This is a genomic window from [Clostridium] symbiosum (assembly GCA_036419695.1).
In the GTDB taxonomy this organism is placed as follows: domain Bacteria; phylum Bacillota; class Clostridia; order Lachnospirales; family Lachnospiraceae; genus Otoolea; species Otoolea symbiosa_A.
The window spans coordinates 3815148-3832449 of record CP143946.1 but is presented as its reverse complement, the minus strand read 5'-3'; the positions used below and the strand labels follow the sequence as shown (position 1 = coordinate 3832449).

The 17302-nt window shown below is 48.3% G+C and carries 16 protein-coding genes; 15 read left to right on the top strand and 1 reads right to left on the bottom strand.

What is annotated here, in order from left to right:
* Positions 1–39 precede the first annotated feature (39 nt).
* From V3C10_17305 to V3C10_17235, 15 genes are all read left to right on the top strand, one after another.
* The gene (locus V3C10_17305; GenBank protein ID WVP61051.1) at positions 40–801 is read left to right on the top strand and encodes a nitroreductase family protein; all 762 of its coding nucleotides are present in this window, start codon (positions 40–42) and stop codon (positions 799–801) included.
* 704 nt (positions 802–1505) lie between these two features.
* The gene (gene pyrF, locus V3C10_17300) at positions 1506–2423 is read left to right on the top strand and encodes an orotidine-5'-phosphate decarboxylase (GenBank protein ID WVP61050.1); all 918 of its coding nucleotides are present in this window, start codon (positions 1506–1508) and stop codon (positions 2421–2423) included.
* A gap of 9 nt (positions 2424–2432) precedes the next feature.
* Positions 2433–3197 carry a dihydroorotate dehydrogenase electron transfer subunit gene (locus V3C10_17295; GenBank protein ID WVP61049.1) on the top strand — a complete coding sequence of 255 codons (765 nt, stop codon included), beginning with the start codon at positions 2433–2435 and terminating at the stop codon, positions 3195–3197.
* Positions 3197–4099, top strand: coding sequence for a dihydroorotate dehydrogenase (locus V3C10_17290; protein ID WVP61048.1), 903 nt, complete (start codon positions 3197–3199; stop codon positions 4097–4099). Before V3C10_17295 ends, V3C10_17290 begins: the two co-directional genes overlap by 1 nt.
* A 116-nt stretch (positions 4100–4215) precedes the next feature.
* Complete coding sequence (locus tag V3C10_17285) at positions 4216–5337, top strand: IS110 family transposase (GenBank protein ID WVP61047.1); 1122 nt, start codon at positions 4216–4218, stop codon at positions 5335–5337.
* A gap of 1503 nt (positions 5338–6840) precedes the next feature.
* On the top strand, positions 6841–7683 hold the full coding sequence (locus V3C10_17280) for an Rpn family recombination-promoting nuclease/putative transposase (GenBank protein ID WVP61046.1): 843 nt from the start codon (positions 6841–6843) through the stop codon (positions 7681–7683).
* 252 nt (positions 7684–7935) lie between these two features.
* On the top strand, positions 7936–8610 hold the full coding sequence (gene pyrE, locus V3C10_17275) for an orotate phosphoribosyltransferase (GenBank protein WVP61045.1): 675 nt from the start codon (positions 7936–7938) through the stop codon (positions 8608–8610).
* A 55-nt stretch (positions 8611–8665) separates the two neighbouring features.
* A complete protein-coding gene (locus V3C10_17270) occupies positions 8666–8815 on the top strand; it encodes a hypothetical protein (protein ID WVP61044.1) in 150 nt (49 codons plus the stop codon).
* Between the two features lie 377 nt (positions 8816–9192).
* On the top strand, positions 9193–9660 hold the full coding sequence (locus V3C10_17265; protein ID WVP61043.1) for a VanZ family protein: 468 nt from the start codon (positions 9193–9195) through the stop codon (positions 9658–9660).
* A complete protein-coding gene (locus tag V3C10_17260) occupies positions 9641–9967 on the top strand; it encodes a hypothetical protein (GenBank protein ID WVP61042.1) in 327 nt (108 codons plus the stop codon). The genes V3C10_17265 and V3C10_17260 overlap by 20 nt, the downstream gene beginning before the upstream one ends.
* Positions 9968–9972: 5 nt before the next feature.
* Entirely contained in the window at positions 9973–12042 is a 2070-nt protein-coding gene (locus V3C10_17255) for an aminopeptidase (protein ID WVP61041.1), read from the top strand.
* Positions 12043–12095: 53 nt separating this feature from the next.
* Complete coding sequence (locus V3C10_17250; GenBank protein ID WVP61040.1) at positions 12096–13385, top strand: D-alanyl-D-alanine carboxypeptidase family protein; 1290 nt, start codon at positions 12096–12098, stop codon at positions 13383–13385.
* Between the two features lie 283 nt (positions 13386–13668).
* Positions 13669–14256 carry a hydrolase gene (locus V3C10_17245; GenBank protein WVP61039.1) on the top strand — a complete coding sequence of 196 codons (588 nt, stop codon included), beginning with the start codon at positions 13669–13671 and terminating at the stop codon, positions 14254–14256.
* On the top strand, positions 14253–15176 hold the full coding sequence (locus V3C10_17240) for a CorA family divalent cation transporter (GenBank protein WVP61038.1): 924 nt from the start codon (positions 14253–14255) through the stop codon (positions 15174–15176). The genes V3C10_17245 and V3C10_17240 overlap by 4 nt, the downstream gene beginning before the upstream one ends.
* A gap of 40 nt (positions 15177–15216) precedes the next feature.
* Positions 15217–16236 (top strand): glycosyltransferase family 2 protein, encoded by a 1020-nt coding sequence (locus tag V3C10_17235; GenBank protein WVP61037.1) that lies wholly within the window; start codon positions 15217–15219, stop codon positions 16234–16236.
* A 144-nt stretch (positions 16237–16380) separates the two neighbouring features.
* On the opposite strand, the gene V3C10_17230 is transcribed toward V3C10_17235, so the two are convergent.
* Positions 16381–17028, bottom strand: a complete 648-nt coding sequence (locus V3C10_17230; protein ID WVP61036.1) for a phosphatase PAP2 family protein — start codon at positions 17026–17028, stop codon at positions 16381–16383.
* Between the last annotated feature and the right edge of the window lie 274 nt (positions 17029–17302).

Below are 17302 nucleotides of genomic sequence, written 5' to 3'. Positions count from 1 at the left end.
CGGCTCTGACTTCGGCGATAGAAAGAGGGGGAAACCAGGATGAACCTGTACGAGGCAATTGGAAGCAGACATTCCGTTAGAAAATACACGGACCGGGAAGTTCCGGAGAGGCTGCAGGCGCAGATTCTTGCATACTTTGAAAAAACCTCCAGACTGAATGACAGGATTCGGACGGAGCTGGAGATTCTTGACAATACGAAAAAGAAAGCAGAGGTCAGGGGTCTGTGGAAAACAGACGCGCCCTATTACCTGGCTTTTTACTCCGAACCGGAAGACGGCTATGAGAGAAACGGCGGTTATATAATGGAACAGTTAATTCTTTATATGACGGTCAAGGGCCTGGGAACATGTTATCTGGGCGGAAGCCGGCTGAAGCAGCCGGTCAGGAACGGAAAACGCCTCGTTATGCTCGTAGCCTTCGGCTGGCCCGAGGGAAAACTTTACAGGGAAAGCCCCCTTGCCAAGAGACTGCCGCTAAACGAACTCTGCGTCTTCAAGGAGGAGGCCGGAGAACAGATCAAGACGGTACTGAAGGCGGCCCGCCTGGCGCCATCCGCCTTCAATGCCCAGCCCTGGCGGTTCATTGTATATGCAGACCGGATTTACGTCTTTGCAAAAAAGAGCAGGTTTGCCCTGAATGCTTCTGAGAGTATGAAGGAGTTCAGCATCGGAATTATGCTCTCGCACATCATGCTGGCCGCCGAAGAACTGTGGATGGAGCTGGAAACAGTGACGGAAGAGCAGTTTGCGGCGAAGGTTTACAAAAATGGAGATTATGTGGCGACCCTGTCATTACATTAAGGGGTTGAAAAATGAGGCCGCCGCCGGTACGGCCGGGGATCGGTATGGTAAGCGAGGATTTTGAGGCATCAGTTCCGGGCGATGGTTAGTGGTGGGGGGGAATCCGGAAGAAAGAAATCTCCTTACCCACCGGAATTTTCGGCCGGAACTGATGCCGCGCAGGTTATTGCCCTCCATCCGGCCCCTGTAGAAGCTGTTGTAAACGAAATTTTCTGGACAAGATATGAGAATCGGGAATAACCGAAAAGCTATATCTTAGAGAAAAATTTCATTTGCGACAGCTTTTTTTCGCTTTTTTACATATAGCCCTATGAATATAAAAAATTTGGGGCAATTCATAAAGCATTAGTTCTTTACAGACTAAGTAGTGGCTGCGATAAACCCCTTATCCAACTTGACGAAAGGGACAATGAGCCGATGTTGGGATGGCGGCGGGGGCGATCCGTTCCCTGTCTTCAGTCCCGTCGATCCCTGCCCGGGGAAGAATGTTTCCGGCCCGGATTCCCCCTTCACGACAATCTCCGGCCGGGACTGAAGACCCACCATTAAAGTCCTCACCCCGCTCCCCCCACTACAGGCGTCCCGCATCTCAATTTGCCTTGAAACCATTTTGGACTTATGATAAAATAAGGAAGATTATAACACCAAAAGCACCACCAAACACAAGATAAGCGCAAAGCAGCAGTAACCTGAAGGAGGAAATAATGGTCAGCAAATTAATCGAAAAGATACAGAAGACAAAGGCACCAATCTGTGTGGGACTTGATCCGATGTTAAGCTATATACCGGAGCATGTAACAAAGAAAGCGTATGAGCAGTATGGAGAGACTCTGGAGGGAGCGGCGGAGGCCATATGGCAGTTTAATAAGGCGATTGTGGATGCGACTGCCGATCTGATTCCTTCCGTGAAACCCCAGATTGCCATGTATGAGCAGTTCGGGATCGAGGGACTGAAGGCTTACGATAAGACTGTAAAATACTGTCAGCAGAAGGGCCTTGTAGTAATTGGAGATGTAAAGCGCGGTGATATTGGTTCCACCTCCACAGCATATGCGACGGGGCATATCGGCAAGGTGAAGGTGGGAAATACGGTTTGTAGCGGTTTTGATACGGAATATATTACGGTGAACCCTTATCTGGGTACGGACGGGGTGAAGCCTTTTGTAGATGTCTGCAATGAATATGACAGAGGTATCTTTGTACTGGTAAAGACATCGAATCCTTCCAGCGGTGAATTCCAGGATCGTCTGATTGACGGAAGGCCGCTCTATGAGCTGGTGGCCGGGAAGGTGGTAGAGTGGGGAGAAGCATCCATGGACGGAGCATACAGCAATGTCGGCGCAGTGGTCGGAGCAACCTATCCCGAGATGAGCAGAGTGCTGAGAAAACTGATGCCGAAGACGTATTTCCTGGTACCGGGATACGGTGCCCAGGGCGGAACGGCTGAAGATTTGAAATACTGCTTCAATGAGGACGGTCTTGGAGCGGTTGTCAACTCCTCCAGGGGAATCATTGCGGCTTATAAGAAAGAACCATATGCGAAATTTGGCGCTGAGCATTTTGCAGAGGCGTCCAGACAGGCTGTCATCGATATGATTGCCGATATCAACAGCGTATTATAGGAGGAACCAATGGCACAGGTGAAAGAAACAGCAGTTGTCTACAGCCAGGAAGAACTGGCTCCTGAGATTTATAGTATGTGGATTACAACGGAGGCTGCCAGGGAAGCCAGACCCGGACAGTTTATCTCCGTATACAGCAAAGATGGTTCCAGATTACTTCCGCGTCCAATCAGCATCTGTGAAGCAGATGCCGATGAGGGAAGACTGCGTATTGTATACAGGATTGCAGGGGCTGGTACAAAGGAATTTTCATCCTTTGAATCGGGCGATTCTATCGATATTATGGGACCACTTGGAAACGGTTTTCCGCAGGAGGGAGAGAACGTATTCCTGATTGGCGGAGGAATCGGAATTCCGCCGATGCTGGAACTGGCAAAGAACTTAAACTGTGAAAAACAGATGGTGCTCGGCTACCGCGATGAAAACCTCTTTCTTAAGGATGAATTCGAGGCGTATGGAGAAGTATTTGTGGCTACCGAGGACGGCAGTGTGGGAACGAAAGGCAATGTGCTGGACGCCATCCGGGAAAACGGGCTGACTGCCGATGTTATGTACGCCTGCGGCCCGACTCCGATGCTGCGCGCGCTGAAACAGTACGCAGAGGAGCATAACATCCGCTGCTATATCTCCCTGGAGGAGAAGATGGCCTGCGGAATCGGGGCCTGCCTTGCCTGTGTCTGCCAGAGTAAAGAGGTAGATCACCACAGTAATGTACACAATAAACGGATCTGTAAGGACGGTCCCGTTTTTCTGGCACAGGAGGTGGATTTATAATGAATACAAAAGTAAATCTGGCCGGTGTGGAGCTTAAGAATCCGGTCATGACGGCTTCGGGCACCTTTGGTTCCGGCGCGGAATACGGCGAGATGCTGGACCTCAACAGGTTGGGAGCCGTTGTCACCAAAGGGGTGGCGAACATCCCCTGGCCGGGCAATCCGACACCGAGGATTGCCGAGACTTACGGCGGCATGATCAACGCCATCGGTCTCCAGAATCCGGGATTCGATGTATTTGCAAAGAGGGACATTCCTTATTTAACCCAGTTTGACACTAAGATTATTGTAAATGTCTGCGGTAAGACGATGGAGGATTACATCGACGTGGTGGAGAAACTCTCCGATCAGCCGGTAGACATGCTGGAGATCAATATCTCCTGCCCCAATGTGAAAGAAGGCGGTATCGCATTCGGACAGGATCCGGGGGCGGTGGAAGCCATCACGCGGGAAGTGAAAAAATACGCAAAACAGCCTGTTATTATGAAACTCAGCCCCAACGTGACAGATATCACCGTCATGGCAAAGGCGGCCGAAGCCGGTGGAGCCGACGTCATTTCACTGATTAACACATTGACGGGAATGAAGATCGACATACACAAACGTACCTTTGCCGTAGCCAATAAGACAGGAGGACTTTCCGGACCTGCCATCAAACCGGTGGCTGTCAGAATGGTTTATCAGGTGGCGAATGCTGTAAAACTCCCCATTATCGGCATGGGAGGAATCATGACGGCCGACGATGCGATAGAGTTTATTCTGGCCGGAGCGACGGCGGTATCCGTAGGCACGGCGAACTTCCATAATCCTTATGCAACCGTAGAGATTGTAGAGGGAATCGAGGCTTATATGAAGAAATATCATGTGGACGATATTAATGAGCTGGTTGGGGCTGTAAAATAAGGAGTTAGACAATAAGTAATGACCCCCAGTTTGTAAATTCGTGGATTTACCTGTATACTAAAGTTTGTTAAGAACAAAGGTAACAGGGATTACCGCATACAAATGGAGGTCATCAAATGAATTATAACACAGTTTACGTAGGAATGGATGTTCATAAGGAAAGTTTTTCACTTTGCAGCTTCACAATCGAAGAAGACAAAGCGTCCCATGTCCAGAAAGTCGAATCGGATTACAAACAAGTCCTAAAATATCTCGAGTTTCTGCGTACCATTTACGGAAAGGATGCGTATTTCATATGCGGTTATGAGGCTGGCTGTCTCGGCTTCACTTTATATCATCAGTTAACGGAACATCATGTTAACTGCGTAATCCTCGCTCCGACTACCATGTTACAGAAGCGTGGGAAGAAAAAAATAAAAACAGACAAACGCGACGCTGCCCTGATTGGCCGCTGCTTGGCCCAGCATAATTATAGCCCGGTCCATGTCCCTACGGAGCAGGATGAAGAAATCAAGGAATATCTCCGGATGCGAACCGACCACAAGCTGGCGCTTAAAAAGATAAAGCAGCAGATCCTGGCATTCTGCTTGCGCCATAATTATCGCTATGAGAGAGGCGGCAGCCACTGGACTCAAACCCATATCAAATGGCTCAGGGCATTGACCCCGGATGGCCTGTACAAGGAGATTCTCGACGAATATCTGTTGACCTTCGATCAGCTCAGCAATAAACTGGAGCGTCTTGAGCAGCGTATTGAGGAGCTTGGGTCCAGGGAGGAATATCGGGAAGATGTCAAAAAGCTCACCTGTTTACTTGGCGTCAAAACCCAGACCGCCTTGTCTGTCATAGTGGAGGTTGGCGATTTCAAGCGGTTTGCGACAGCAGACCGGTTTGCATCGTACCTGGGGCTGGTACCAGGCGAAGATTCCAGCGGGGACGGACGACAGAGGCTTGGCATCACCAAGGCAGGGAACACCCACGTGCGCCGGTTGCTGGTTGAAGCGGCGCAGAGTTATAGCCGTGGGCAAATCGGATACAAGTCTAGGGAATTAAAAGCCCGCCAGAGTGGAAATACACCACAGGTGATTGCTTACGCAGACAAGGCCAATGAGCGCCTAAGGCGGCGCTATTACAAAATGGTGCTTGGACAGAACAAGCGCAGCAATGTAGCAAAAACAGCAATCGCAAGGGAACTGGCCTGTTTCATGTGGGGAATGATGACGGATCACATAGCCTGATACGGTTACAGCACCGTGCGGCTCCGGTCAAGGCTGCTGCGCACCGCCTGCGGCGTCAGGGCCCTGACAGTAACCGCCCGCTACAGTAGCGGGTAAACAAGCCGATGTAAGCTGGCTAGCGCCACATACATCTAGCCACAATCCAAAGTAACAACTGAAGACATCTTGAAAGGGTTTCGGCCATTTCAAGGTTCGGGCTATCTACGCCTCAACTATGTAGGCACAAATATTTGTGATCCACGCAATTAGACGGTAGAGCCCACGGCGGACCATTGACCTGTAGGTAACCAATCCACGAATATCAGAGTGGCCAATGCCGGGAACTGACACTCCGAAGCTCTTTCCAGATGTCTTCAGAAACAAAAAATAAAAGTATGTGGTGAAGTTCCGCAATTTACACTTGACAAAAGTCATTACATATCAGTTGAGGAAGTAGAACGCCGCCGGGACGGTCGGGGTTCGGGATGGTGAGGGGAGGTTGTGAGTCTTCAGTCCCGGCTTGCAGGTTGTCGCGGGTGGGGAATCCGGGCAGAAAAAGTTCCTTCGGGAAACGCTTGCGCTCTTTGGAGTACATAACGGACACTAACCTCGAAAATACCTCGGTAAGTGCCGATGAACTCCCAGGTTCCCTGCGGAATCTTTTTCTCCCGGATTCCCCATGGGAAGGTTATGGACCGGGACTGAAGACGCGAAGGTTTTCGCCATCCCGAACCCCGGCCTACGGCCGCTGATTTGTTCTTATTCCTTCAAAGGGGGGAGGGATTGTCGCTACCACTACATTTTCTCGAATTCCAGGAGAATGCCCCCTGTATGGTATTAAATTAATGAATCTGAGCTTTGAAGCTTTATCTGTCCTTGAATAACCATTGAATTTTTTGATTCATCATTAAATATAGCTTTGGATTTTTCTATGAATCCAGCCCAGAATACCTTCATAGGATAAAAAATTCACGACTACATAGTGGACGCAACAATACCTTCCCCTTACTTGACGAAAGAGACAATCAGCCCTGAAGCCGGCGGACGGGGCAATCACCTTCCCTGAGTCTTCAGTCCCGTCGACAACCTGCCCGGGGGAAGGAGGAGAAAAACTTTCCGAAGGGTGACCTTGAAGCCCGCCGGTGCTTAGCGAGGTCCTTTCGAGCTTAGCATCCGCTGTGCGCTTCACAAGCGGGAGCGTGTCCCCGCAGGAAAGTCTTTCTCCGGATTCCCCCTCACCACAACCTACAAACCGGGACTGAAGACTCATATCCAACCTCCCACTACCCCGTCCGCCGTCTTACAGAGGCGTCCTCGCATCTCAATTAAATCCTCATCTACACGAAAAATCTTGATATTCACCGCACAAAAGATTATAATGAAACATACAAGTCGATGCCGGTATCACGGCATCAGGTTTTAAATTCTGCAATACATTGCAAACGGCAAATTCTGCCATATTTCAACAGACAAAAACATATGGCAGGACAAAGAAACTCCTGTCACGAAAGAGAGGAGTTACAAATGAATAAAGAGAGGCCGGAGAGCAGCCTGGACAGCCGGACGCAATCCTATGAGGAACGCCGGAAAAAGGTCGGCCGGTTTAACATGACGAGTGACGTGTTTTTCTGCAAGGTACTGGAGGATAGGGAAGCATGTGAAGAGGCAATCCGTATTCTACTGTGCGATCCGGGATTTACGGTGAAGGAGGTAAAGGCACAGTATTCAATCCGGAATATTGAGAACCGTTCCGTAGTTTTAGATATTCTGGCCGAGGATATGGAAGGGCGCCTGATTAATATTGAAATGCAGGTGTCGGATGACGGCGATCACCAGAAAAGAGTAAGATATTACCAGGCAAGTATTGATATGAGCTATCTGGAAAAGGGGGTGCCCTATCATGCTCTGCCAGATATCTACACAATTTTTATAACGGAGAAGGATTTTCTTGCACATAACAGAGGACTTTACCGTGTGAGAAGAGTTTTAGAGAGCAGCGGAAGTACCTTATACAACGGCGTTCATGAGATTTATGCAAATCTGGAGCGCCGCTGCGGTGATGAAAAGATTGATGAGCTTCTATACTATATGAAGAATTCGGACAGCGGCTACAAAACAGATACCTTTCCTAATATAGTGAGAAAAGTCAGATATCTGAAGGAGAAAAAGGAGGGATTGGAAAGTATGTGCAGCATACTGGATGAAGAGAGAAGAGAAGGAATAAAAGAGGGGATTGAGCAGGGAATCAAAGCCCTTATCCTGGACAATCTGGAAGAAGGGAAGAGTCGGGAACAGATTATAGAGAAGCTGTCCAAACGCTTTTTGATAAACAGAGAGGAGGCGGCACAATATTACGACAGCCTGTAGGCCGCTTAACCGGGGTACACAGATTGCGCGTGGAAACACCCCATGGAATATTACCGGTGAACCGTAACCCAGGCAATCCGGGGACTCCAAATTTTATATATGCGCAGATTGAAAAACCGGCTTAGCTGTGGTAAAATAGGGAAAATAATGTCTTGGCGCCAATAATCTGTATATAATTGAAAAAGGGCATCCGGACAAGATTTAAGAATAAAAGTGCGGAGAAATCTGCAATATATAGAAGGAGAAGATGAGATGGAACAGTACAAGCAGGAATTTATCGAATTCATGGTGGAGAGCGAGGTGCTCAAGTTTGGAGAGTTCACATTAAAGAGCGGCAGGAAATCACCGTTTTTCATGAATGCGGGAGCCTATGTGACGGGAACGCAGCTTCGCAGACTGGGTGAATATTATGCAAAGGCTATCCATGATAACTACGGACTCGATTTCGATGTACTTTTCGGGCCGGCCTATAAGGGGATTCCTCTCAGCGTAGCCACGACCATGGCCATCAGCGAGCTTTACGGAAAAGATATCCGTTACTGTTCCAACAGGAAAGAAGCAAAGGATCATGGGGACACCGGAATTCTTCTGGGAAGTAAACTGAAGGATGGAGACCGCGTCGTTATCATCGAAGATGTAACTACATCCGGAAAATCAATCGAGGAGACCTTCCCGATTATCAAAGCACAGGCCGATGTGGAAGTAAAGGGACTGATGGTTTCCTTAAACCGTATGGAGAGAGGGAAAGGGGACAAGAGTGCGCTCGAAGAAGTGAAGGAACTTTACGGTTTTCCTACCGCCGCCATCGTTTCCATGGCGGATGTGGTTGAGCACTTATATAACAGGGAATGCCAGGGCAAGGTAGTGATCGACGATGGGCTGAAAGCAGCAATTGACGCATATTACGAGCAGTACGGCGCGAACTAAAGGCACGGAATCAATAAAGCTGGAATTAGAAAACAACATGTAAGGAGTGGCCGATATGGAGAAAGTATATAAGACGATGCGTAATACGGGCATTATCAATATTGTAATTGGCAGTGTGATTATTACGGCCGGAGTGGCGGCCGGAGTGATGGCTATCATCAGCGGAGCCGTGCTGTTGAAACGCAAATCAGAGATAACATTCTAAGCGTGGAACCGGAGAGTCCGTGCAGGCTGCTCACCCGCGCGAAGATGTGATACGCCGCGATGCGGCTGCGATCGGCGTGAGCCCGGCTTGCCGGACTCTTTATTGTGACTTATACCGTATCGAATGAGAAACGGCAGCCCCCATTTTAAGGCTGTCTGGAATACAACGAGTGCTGCAGAGGTCTGGTTTCTGCTGGAGAGACGGATTAACCTGTCGAAGAACAGCAGAGCCCTTTGCAGTATTCTTTTTTGCCTGCCGGGGACACACCCGGATAATATGAAATGGAAAGATCAGACGCTGCCCGGCGGGGCAGTTGTTTATTAATAGCGGAGGCAGGCCATAAGACCGGACTGCTATGGCCGATAGATGGGGAATATATGATTAAAAATACAAAAATGCACCAGAAGATATGCTGGATACTGTTTATCTGCTATCTGGTGGTGTTGACATATTTTATGTTTTTTTCGGATGGTTTTGGCCGATCGGGGCATGAGGAATATGCCTATAATCTCGTTTTATTTAAGGAAATCAAACGATTTTACAGATACAGGGAACTTCTTGGAATGCGATCCTTTTTGCTGAACACGGTGGGCAATGTCGTTTGTTTCATGCCTTTTGGCTTTATCCTGCCGATCATCAGCCGCAGGGGAAAGAAATGGTACAATACATTTCTGCTGAGTTTTCTTATGAGCTTTGGCATTGAGACGATTCAGCTCGTGTTTAAGGTGGGAAGTTTTGATGTGGATGATATGTTTTTGAATACATTAGGAGGAATTGCAGGCTATATCTGTGTCTGTATTGTAAGAGGAATCAGGAGGATGGCAAGTGGCGCGTCAGACAGATAACAGAATTTCATATATCAAGAAGCCGATGGCGGAGCACAGTTTCATATGCTTAATATCTGCGGCTGTAGGTGTGGCGCTCTGTGTGGCAGGGATGGTTTTCAGTGTCAGAAGCCAGGGGGATACGCCGCTGGGAGCCGTGGCAGCCTGTTTTTCAGGCGTGTTGTTTTCCGTTGTGTCGCTGCGCTATGGATACTGTTCCTTTAAGGAACCAGAGAAGAATTATATCCTGGCAAAGATAGGGACAGTGGCTGCGGCCGCTATGGTAATTCTGTGTTTTGTAATATTACTGATAGGATTTAAGAGGTGATAAATATGAAGTATTGGGAAATGTTCAAAGAGGAGAACGAGGCAGTCGAAGAACGCCATGAACTGGCGCTTCAGAGAATCGGACAGTTTGCCGGTGAGGAGACGGTGGAGGAACCATACAGGGATTATTTCAGAAGAACAGCGGAATTTATTCTGATGGCCGAGGATATTTTCGGTATGCAGAACAGCGGGGAGCTTGAAGAGCTTGATCTGGATGAGGCAAAGGCGCTGAACCGCAGGCTTTATGAGGATGTGCTGCCGGGACGGTATGATGAGAGTTATGCAAACCCCACCTATGCGGTGAAACGCCTGGGAACGGATTTCGGCCGATATCTGTCATTTTTGTACACGGAGATCCGGGGAATGATCGTATACGCCTTTGAGAGCCGGCTGGCAGATATGACAATCCTGGAAGAGCTTTTCATCGAGGCATACAACCTGTTTGAAGGTGAGACACCGGAGCTTAAGGAACTGAAAGAGATTCTTTACTATTTTGTCAGTGATTACTGCGATGTAATGCTGACCTACAGGGTGCGCGAGACACTGGATCCTTCTCTGGATTTTGCAAAATCAATTATCATGGACAGTGATCTCTCCGACCTCAGATATCTTTACCGGTTTGGGGAGTATATCTCGGAATCAGAGCTTAAGGTGGCCTCATTTTTAAATTCTCTTCCGGAGGAAACCGTCAGAAAGATGGCGGACACTTACACCGAGGGACTGAGAAAGGGCTTTGTGGCAAGCGGCCGCGAGTACAAAGGAAAGAAGACGGTCCAGATCCGGTATCACATCGGATTTGAGCGGATAATCCGCATGGCCGTGGTGAATTTCAGAAATATGGGATTGGAGCCGGTCATCAGCAGGGCTGCCGTGGGAACGGTTAACCGTGCCGCCACAAGGACGAACGGTTACTATGCAACGCCTGCCAACAGGCAGTATGATTACGACCACCGTTATGACAGCGCCATTTATCTGGACAAAGCGTTTAAGGAAAGAAAACTGTCGGTTCTCAAGGTGGCATATGAAGAGTACAAGACGCTGGCGAGGGGATATGCAGGACCGGCTGTTGTGGAGACTTTCGGTGAGGAAGGCTTTGCACCGGAAAATAAAAAAGAAGCTTTTGCTCTGAATGAGAAACAGGAAAAGCTGCTTCTCGCCTACGCAAATGAATCAATGCAGATTACAGACGCTTATGTGCCTGGAATGGAGACCAGCTTTACCATTATTGCATTCCCGCTGCCGGAGATCGGCAGAGACTTTGAGGCGATTTTTGAGGAAACCATCAGAATCAACACACTGGACTACGAACTTTACCGGGATATCCAGCAGTTGATTATAGATGCCCTCGATCAGGCGGAATATGTCCGTGTTTACGGCATGGGGGAGAACAGGACCGATTTAAGGATCAATCTCCGTCAGCTTTCGGATCCGGATAAAGAGACAAAATTTGAGAACTGTGTGGCCGACGTGAACATTCCAGTGGGAGAGGTCTTCACATCTCCTGTACTGTCAGGGACGGACGGCACACTTTTCGTAGGCTGCGTCTATATTGGTGATTACCAGTTCAAAAACCTCTATATGGAATTTAAAGATGGAAAGGTTACAGATTACGGCTGTGCTAACTTTGCGGATGAGAAAGAAGGAAAAGCGCTGGTGAAACAGGCTATTATGAAGAATCATGACAGCCTTCCGATGGGTGAATTTGCCATCGGCACCAATACGACGGCTTATGCGGTCGCACAAAAATACCAGATTCTCGATAAATTCCCGATTCTGATCGCTGAGAAGATGGGACCGCATTTTGCAGTAGGAGACACTTGCTACAGCTGGATGGAGGACTGCCCGATGCACAACCCGGACGGGAAGGAGATTGTGGCGAAGGAGAATGAGATTTCCGTCCGCAGGAGCGAAGATCCGGCCCAGGCCTATTTTAACTGCCATACGGATATAACAATTCCTTATTCCGAGCTGGACCGTATTGAAGCGGTTCATGCAGACGGAACCGTCACACCTGTTATCGCGGGCGGACGCTTTGTGCTGCCGGGAACGGAAAAGCTTAATGAGCCGCTGGAATAAATGATTTTTTACCCGCATATAGTTTTCCTGAGGAGATTTTCGGGAGAGCGGGGATGAGAGATAGAATAAAGAAAATTGCTGCCGCCGTATTTCTGGGGCTGTTTCTCGTAATTTTGGGGACAGACCGGAAAGCGGCGGTATTTTGCCAGGCAGCCGGGACGGGAGTGGAAACACTGCAGGAAACTGTGCAGGGAACGGAGCAGGAAAGTACCGGGAAGGCAGAACCCGATCCGATATCCCAGCCCAAATTGTGCGCCCAGTCGGCAGTGCTCATGGACGCCGCTACAGGGCGCATTTTATATGGAAAAGAGGAGGCCGAGAAGAGGCCGATGGCCAGCACGACAAAGATCATGACGTGTATTCTGGCTCTGGAACAGGGAAATCTGGATGATATGGTCGAGGTGAGCTCTTACGCTGCCTCCATGCCGGATGTCCAGCTCAATATAAGGGCGGGTGAGAAATACCGTCTGGGGGATTTACTTTATTCCCTGATGCTTGAATCCCATAATGACACGGCGGTAGCGATAGCGGAACACATTGGCGGAACGGTGGACGGTTTTGCGAAGATGATGAACCAGAAGGCCCGTGATATCGGATGTACGGATACCTGTTTTGTTACGCCCAATGGCCTGGACGGAACCAGGAAAGAGGACGGGGAGCCCCACTCCACGACCGCCGCCGATTTGGCGAGGATTATGCGCTACTGCGTGGAACAGTCCCCAAAGAGTGATGAATTCCTGGAAATCACGAGGACCGCGTCGAGGACAATTACCGATGAGAGCGGAAAACGTTCCTTCTATCTTGGAAACCACAATGCATTGCTTTCGATGATGCCGGAGGCGCTGTCTGGAAAGACGGGATTTACCGGGAACGCAGGATATTGCTATGTCGGCGCGCTTAAGAAGGATGGAAGAGAGTTTACGGTGGCCCTGCTCGGCTGCGGCTGGCCTCCCCACAAGACGTATAAATGGGATGATATGAGAAAACTGGCCGGCTATGCCTTTGAAAATTACGACTATTATGAAATTTTTGAAAAAAATAAGGCCTTTCCCTCGTTAAAGATAATAGACGGCAAGAAAGACGAGGTTCCCATGTCCATGTGCCTGGGAGAAGAGGAACAGACACTGAAAGTCCTGATGAGAAAAGATGAGACGCCGGACATCCGCTATGAATATCCGAAAGAACGGCCGGCTCCGGTGGAAGCCGGGACTCCGGTCGGCAGCGCATCCTACTATGTGGGAGGCGAGCTGGTGGCGAGTTATCCAATCTATGCGTCGGACACCGCGGAAAAGATAGACTTAAAGTGGTGCATTGAAAAATGCATCGGAAAGATTACTCTTTAACCGGCAGCGGCGGCCTGTACATAAAATGTTTTTTTCATCATGAACAAGGCGCCGGTGAATCCAATAGTTTGCAGAATTTTACGGCCTCCATAAAAAGGTAAAGGATTTTATTTTAAATTGTAAGAAAAGATGCTTTATTTTGCAAAAGGATTTTGATATAACTATAGGTAAGACAAATTACTCCTGCAGGTTCCGGCAGGAATGCAGGGGAAAAAGATGTTACTGTTCACTCCGTTACATCCGTGTGAACAGTAACAAAAAGATTCAAGAGAGGAAAAAAGAAATGAAAACTTCACTTAGCAGGGAACAGGCACTGGAATTATTGAAGAAATATAATAAGGAACCATTTCATATCCTTCACGCATTGACGGTAGAGGGGGTTATGCGCTGGTACGCAGAAGAACTGGGATACGGCGAGGATGCTGATTTCTGGGGCATTGTCGGACTCCTTCATGATATTGACTTTGAATTATATCCGGAAGAGCACTGTGAGAAAGCTCCGGAGCTTTTGAGGGAGGGAGGGGCCGAGGAGGAGCTGATTCATGCTGTTGTCAGCCATGGCTACGGTCTCCGCGTCGATACGGCGCCGGAACACGAGATGGAGAAGGTTCTCTTTGCCTCCGATGAATTAACCGGCTTAATCGGCGCGGCAGCCAGGATGCGCCCCTCCAAAAGCTCAAAAGATATGGAGCTTTCCAGCTTAAAGAAGAAGTTTAAAGATAAAAAATTCGCTGCGGGCTGTTCCAGGGACGTAATTTCCAGAGGTGCGGATCAGCTTGGATGGGAACTTGACCGTCTGCTGGAACAGACAATTCTGGCGATGCGCTCCTGTGAAGACCAGGTAAACGCGGAGATGGAGCAGTTGGCATGATTCGTTACCGCCTGAATGGCCGCCTGGCTGTTTTGAAAGAGGGAGAAGAATACGGCAGGGAAGATATCCGCATCGAACTGATGACATCGGAAGAACTCACTCTGGATAAGGAGCCGATTCCTTATAAGAAACTGTTTTTAAAGCAGATAGAACATATCCAGTATTCTAAGGCGGAGATCTTTGGCGGATGTATTTTAGGGACTTTTTCGACACCCAATGTCAGAAATCTTCCGGGAAAGAAAGAGAATTTCGGATTCCACATGGTAAAGGACAGGCTCATTTTTGTTGAGGACGGCGCGGAGCATGTGAAATCGCTTCTGGAAAGGCTGAAAGAGGTGGAGTACGGCGAACAGGGCGGCATGTCCGTATTTTTTACCGGATTTTTAAACAGCCTGATCGAGGGGGACGCCATCTTTCTTCAGGAATATGAGGAAAAGCTGATTGTCATGGAAGATAAGATGACAAAAAGCCTCCAGAAGAATTTTTATGAGAAGATCATCCGCTGCCGGAAAGACATGCTTCATCTGCAGTCGTTTCTGACCCAGCTGGCCGATATGGCGGATGTCTTCCGCTCGAATACAAACCTGCTTTTTGGGATGGAGGAAAAGGAATCCTTTGCTGTTTTTGCCCACCGTGTGGAACGTCTGGGGGATCATGTCTCAATGCTCCGGGAATACATCCTGCAAATCCGTGAGATGTACCAGTCACAGATTGACATTGCCCTGAACCGTTCGATGAACCTTCTGACGGTGGTTACTACGATATTCCTGCCTTTGACCCTGATTGTGGGCTGGTATGGAATGAACTTTTCCAACATGCCGGAACTGGCGTGGAAATATGGTTATCCGGCAGTGGCAGCGCTCAGCGCAGCTGTCATTATCCTGGAAATCCTTTTTTTCAGAAAGAAAAAACTGCTGTAACCAATTAAACATACAGAAAAAATAATGGAGGTAAAGACCATTGAAACTTTTATCAGTTGCAATCCCCTGCTATAATTCCACTGCCTATATGAGGCACTGCATCGAGTCGCTCCTTCCGGGCGGAGACGAGGTGGAGATCCTGATTGTGGACGACGGTTCCACAAAGGACGATACTGCGGAGATTGCCGACGAATATGAGAGGCGTTACCCGGGTATCTGCCGTGCCATCCATCAGGAGAACGGCGGACACGGTGAAGCGGTCAACGCCGGCCTGAGAAATGCCTCCGGTGTTTTTTTCAAGGTGGTGGACAGTGACGACTGGGTCAATGATGAGGCTTACCGCGAGGTTTTAAAGACCCTGCGCAAGTTCTGTCAAGATAATGTTACCCTGGATATGCTGATTACTAACTTTGTATATGAGAAGCAGGGAGTGAAGCGGAAGAAAGTCATGAACTACAGGACCGCCATCCCAAAGGAAGAGCTGATAGACTGGAGCGGAGTGAAGATGTTCATGCTGGGCCAGTATATCCTGATGCATTCCGTTATCTACCGCACGGAGATGCTGCGTGATTGCGGTCTGGAGCTTCCGAAGCATACATTCTATGTGGACAACATTTTTGTGTATCAGCCGCTGCCGCATGTGAAATCCATGTATTATCTGGATGTCAATTTCTACCGGTATTTCATCGGAAGGGAAGATCAGTCGGTGAATGAGGCGGTTATGATCGGCCGCCTGGATCAGCAGATCCGCGTGACAAAGCTGATGCTTGGGTATTATGATGTGATGAAGATGAGCAACAGGAAACTCCGCAGATATATGATCCGATATCTGGAGATTATGATGACGGTTTCTTCCATTCTGGCCATCCGTTCCGAAACAGAGGAGAACCTGGCAAAGAAAAAAGAGCTGTGGCAGTATCTGAAACAGAAGAACCTGGGGCTTTATATCAGGCTCCGCTGGGGGTTCCTCGGCCAGGGCACAAATCTGCCCGGCAAGAGCGGCAGAAAGGTGTCGATTGCCTGCTATAAGATTACACAGAAGTTCTATGGATTTAATTAAGAGAAGTACGTTACCGCCCGGAGTCTGCTGAAATGCATGGTTCCGGGCGGTAACGTACTCCGTGAATTATAATATTGTGAAACAATTATAAAACCCCCGGCGGAATCATTCCTGCCAGGGGTTTCGTTTTACGGTTGTTCAATATTAACGTATGAATTCCGGTCTTGTCTCTTCCGCACTGCTGCCTGCATAGGCCAGAGGATAAATCGCTCCGCACAGGAGAACCGCGCCGACCACATCAATGATGGAGTGCTGTTTTAAGAACACGGTGGCCATACAGATGGAAACCATCAGGATGAAGGACAGTACCCGTACCGCTTTGTATTTCTTCAGGCTTTCACTCTTCATAATGGCAATATGTGTTCCGATAGAGTTGTAAACGTGTACGCTCGGAAATACATTAGTACATGTATCGGCCTGGTAGAGCATCGCGACCATCCTGGAGAACACGTTTTTATTCGGGTCTATCACAGGCCTGAAATCGGTTCCGTTCGGGAAGAGGGTGCAGACTAACAGGCTGAGCGTCATGCCTGTAAACAAAAAGATACAGAGCCGGTAATAATCTTCTTTGTTTACAAAAAAGAAATAGGCGATGGTAATGGCCACATACGCAAACCACAGGAAATAGGGGATGATAAAATATTCATTGAACGGGATATAATCATCCACCACGGAATGCATGATATGGTAATGCTTTGTTATGGTCTTCTCAAGGTATACGAACCATGGCAGATAAATAAAACCATATCCAAGTATCCAAAGGTGCCCATACTTCTTTAGGAAATTCTTCATAAAATCACCTTCCATAGTATTGGAATTTTTTTAGGAATATTAACACTTTCTTAACAAGTCTTTCAACTTTGACTGATTATAGCACACTCTCTGGACGACTTCAAGGGGATTTAGAAAAGGTTAATAAAATTTAAGGAAGCTAATGGTTTCCTTACTTTATTCTTCCAATTTAAAGATATGCCGGTTACAGTGGTTTATGATGTTTATAGAATTTTAATAATTGGAAGGCGGGGAGGACAGGCTGGAGACGGTTGGCACGGGGAAATTGCGGGAA

What these genes read in the sequence shown, in the direction of transcription:
- V3C10_17305 (WVP61051.1), top strand. Translation starts at nt 40, where the DNA reads ATGAACCTGTACGAGGCAATTGGAAGCAGACATTCCGTTAGAAAATAC.
- pyrF (WVP61050.1), top strand. Translation starts at nt 1,506, where the DNA reads ATGGTCAGCAAATTAATCGAAAAGATACAGAAGACAAAGGCACCAATC.
- V3C10_17295 (WVP61049.1), top strand. Translation starts at nt 2,433, where the DNA reads ATGGCACAGGTGAAAGAAACAGCAGTTGTCTACAGCCAGGAAGAACTG.
- V3C10_17290 (WVP61048.1), top strand. Translation starts at nt 3,197, where the DNA reads ATGAATACAAAAGTAAATCTGGCCGGTGTGGAGCTTAAGAATCCGGTC.
- V3C10_17285 (WVP61047.1), top strand. Translation starts at nt 4,216, where the DNA reads ATGAATTATAACACAGTTTACGTAGGAATGGATGTTCATAAGGAAAGT.
- V3C10_17280 (WVP61046.1), top strand. Translation starts at nt 6,841, where the DNA reads ATGAATAAAGAGAGGCCGGAGAGCAGCCTGGACAGCCGGACGCAATCC.
- pyrE (WVP61045.1), top strand. Translation starts at nt 7,936, where the DNA reads ATGGAACAGTACAAGCAGGAATTTATCGAATTCATGGTGGAGAGCGAG.
- V3C10_17270 (WVP61044.1), top strand. Translation starts at nt 8,666, where the DNA reads ATGGAGAAAGTATATAAGACGATGCGTAATACGGGCATTATCAATATT.
- V3C10_17265 (WVP61043.1), top strand. Translation starts at nt 9,193, where the DNA reads ATGATTAAAAATACAAAAATGCACCAGAAGATATGCTGGATACTGTTT.
- V3C10_17255 (WVP61041.1), top strand. Translation starts at nt 9,973, where the DNA reads ATGAAGTATTGGGAAATGTTCAAAGAGGAGAACGAGGCAGTCGAAGAA.
- V3C10_17250 (WVP61040.1), top strand. Translation starts at nt 12,096, where the DNA reads ATGAGAGATAGAATAAAGAAAATTGCTGCCGCCGTATTTCTGGGGCTG.
- V3C10_17245 (WVP61039.1), top strand. Translation starts at nt 13,669, where the DNA reads ATGAAAACTTCACTTAGCAGGGAACAGGCACTGGAATTATTGAAGAAA.
- V3C10_17240 (WVP61038.1), top strand. Translation starts at nt 14,253, where the DNA reads ATGATTCGTTACCGCCTGAATGGCCGCCTGGCTGTTTTGAAAGAGGGA.
- V3C10_17230 (WVP61036.1), bottom strand. Translation starts at nt 17,028, where the DNA reads ATGAAGAATTTCCTAAAGAAGTATGGGCACCTTTGGATACTTGGATAT.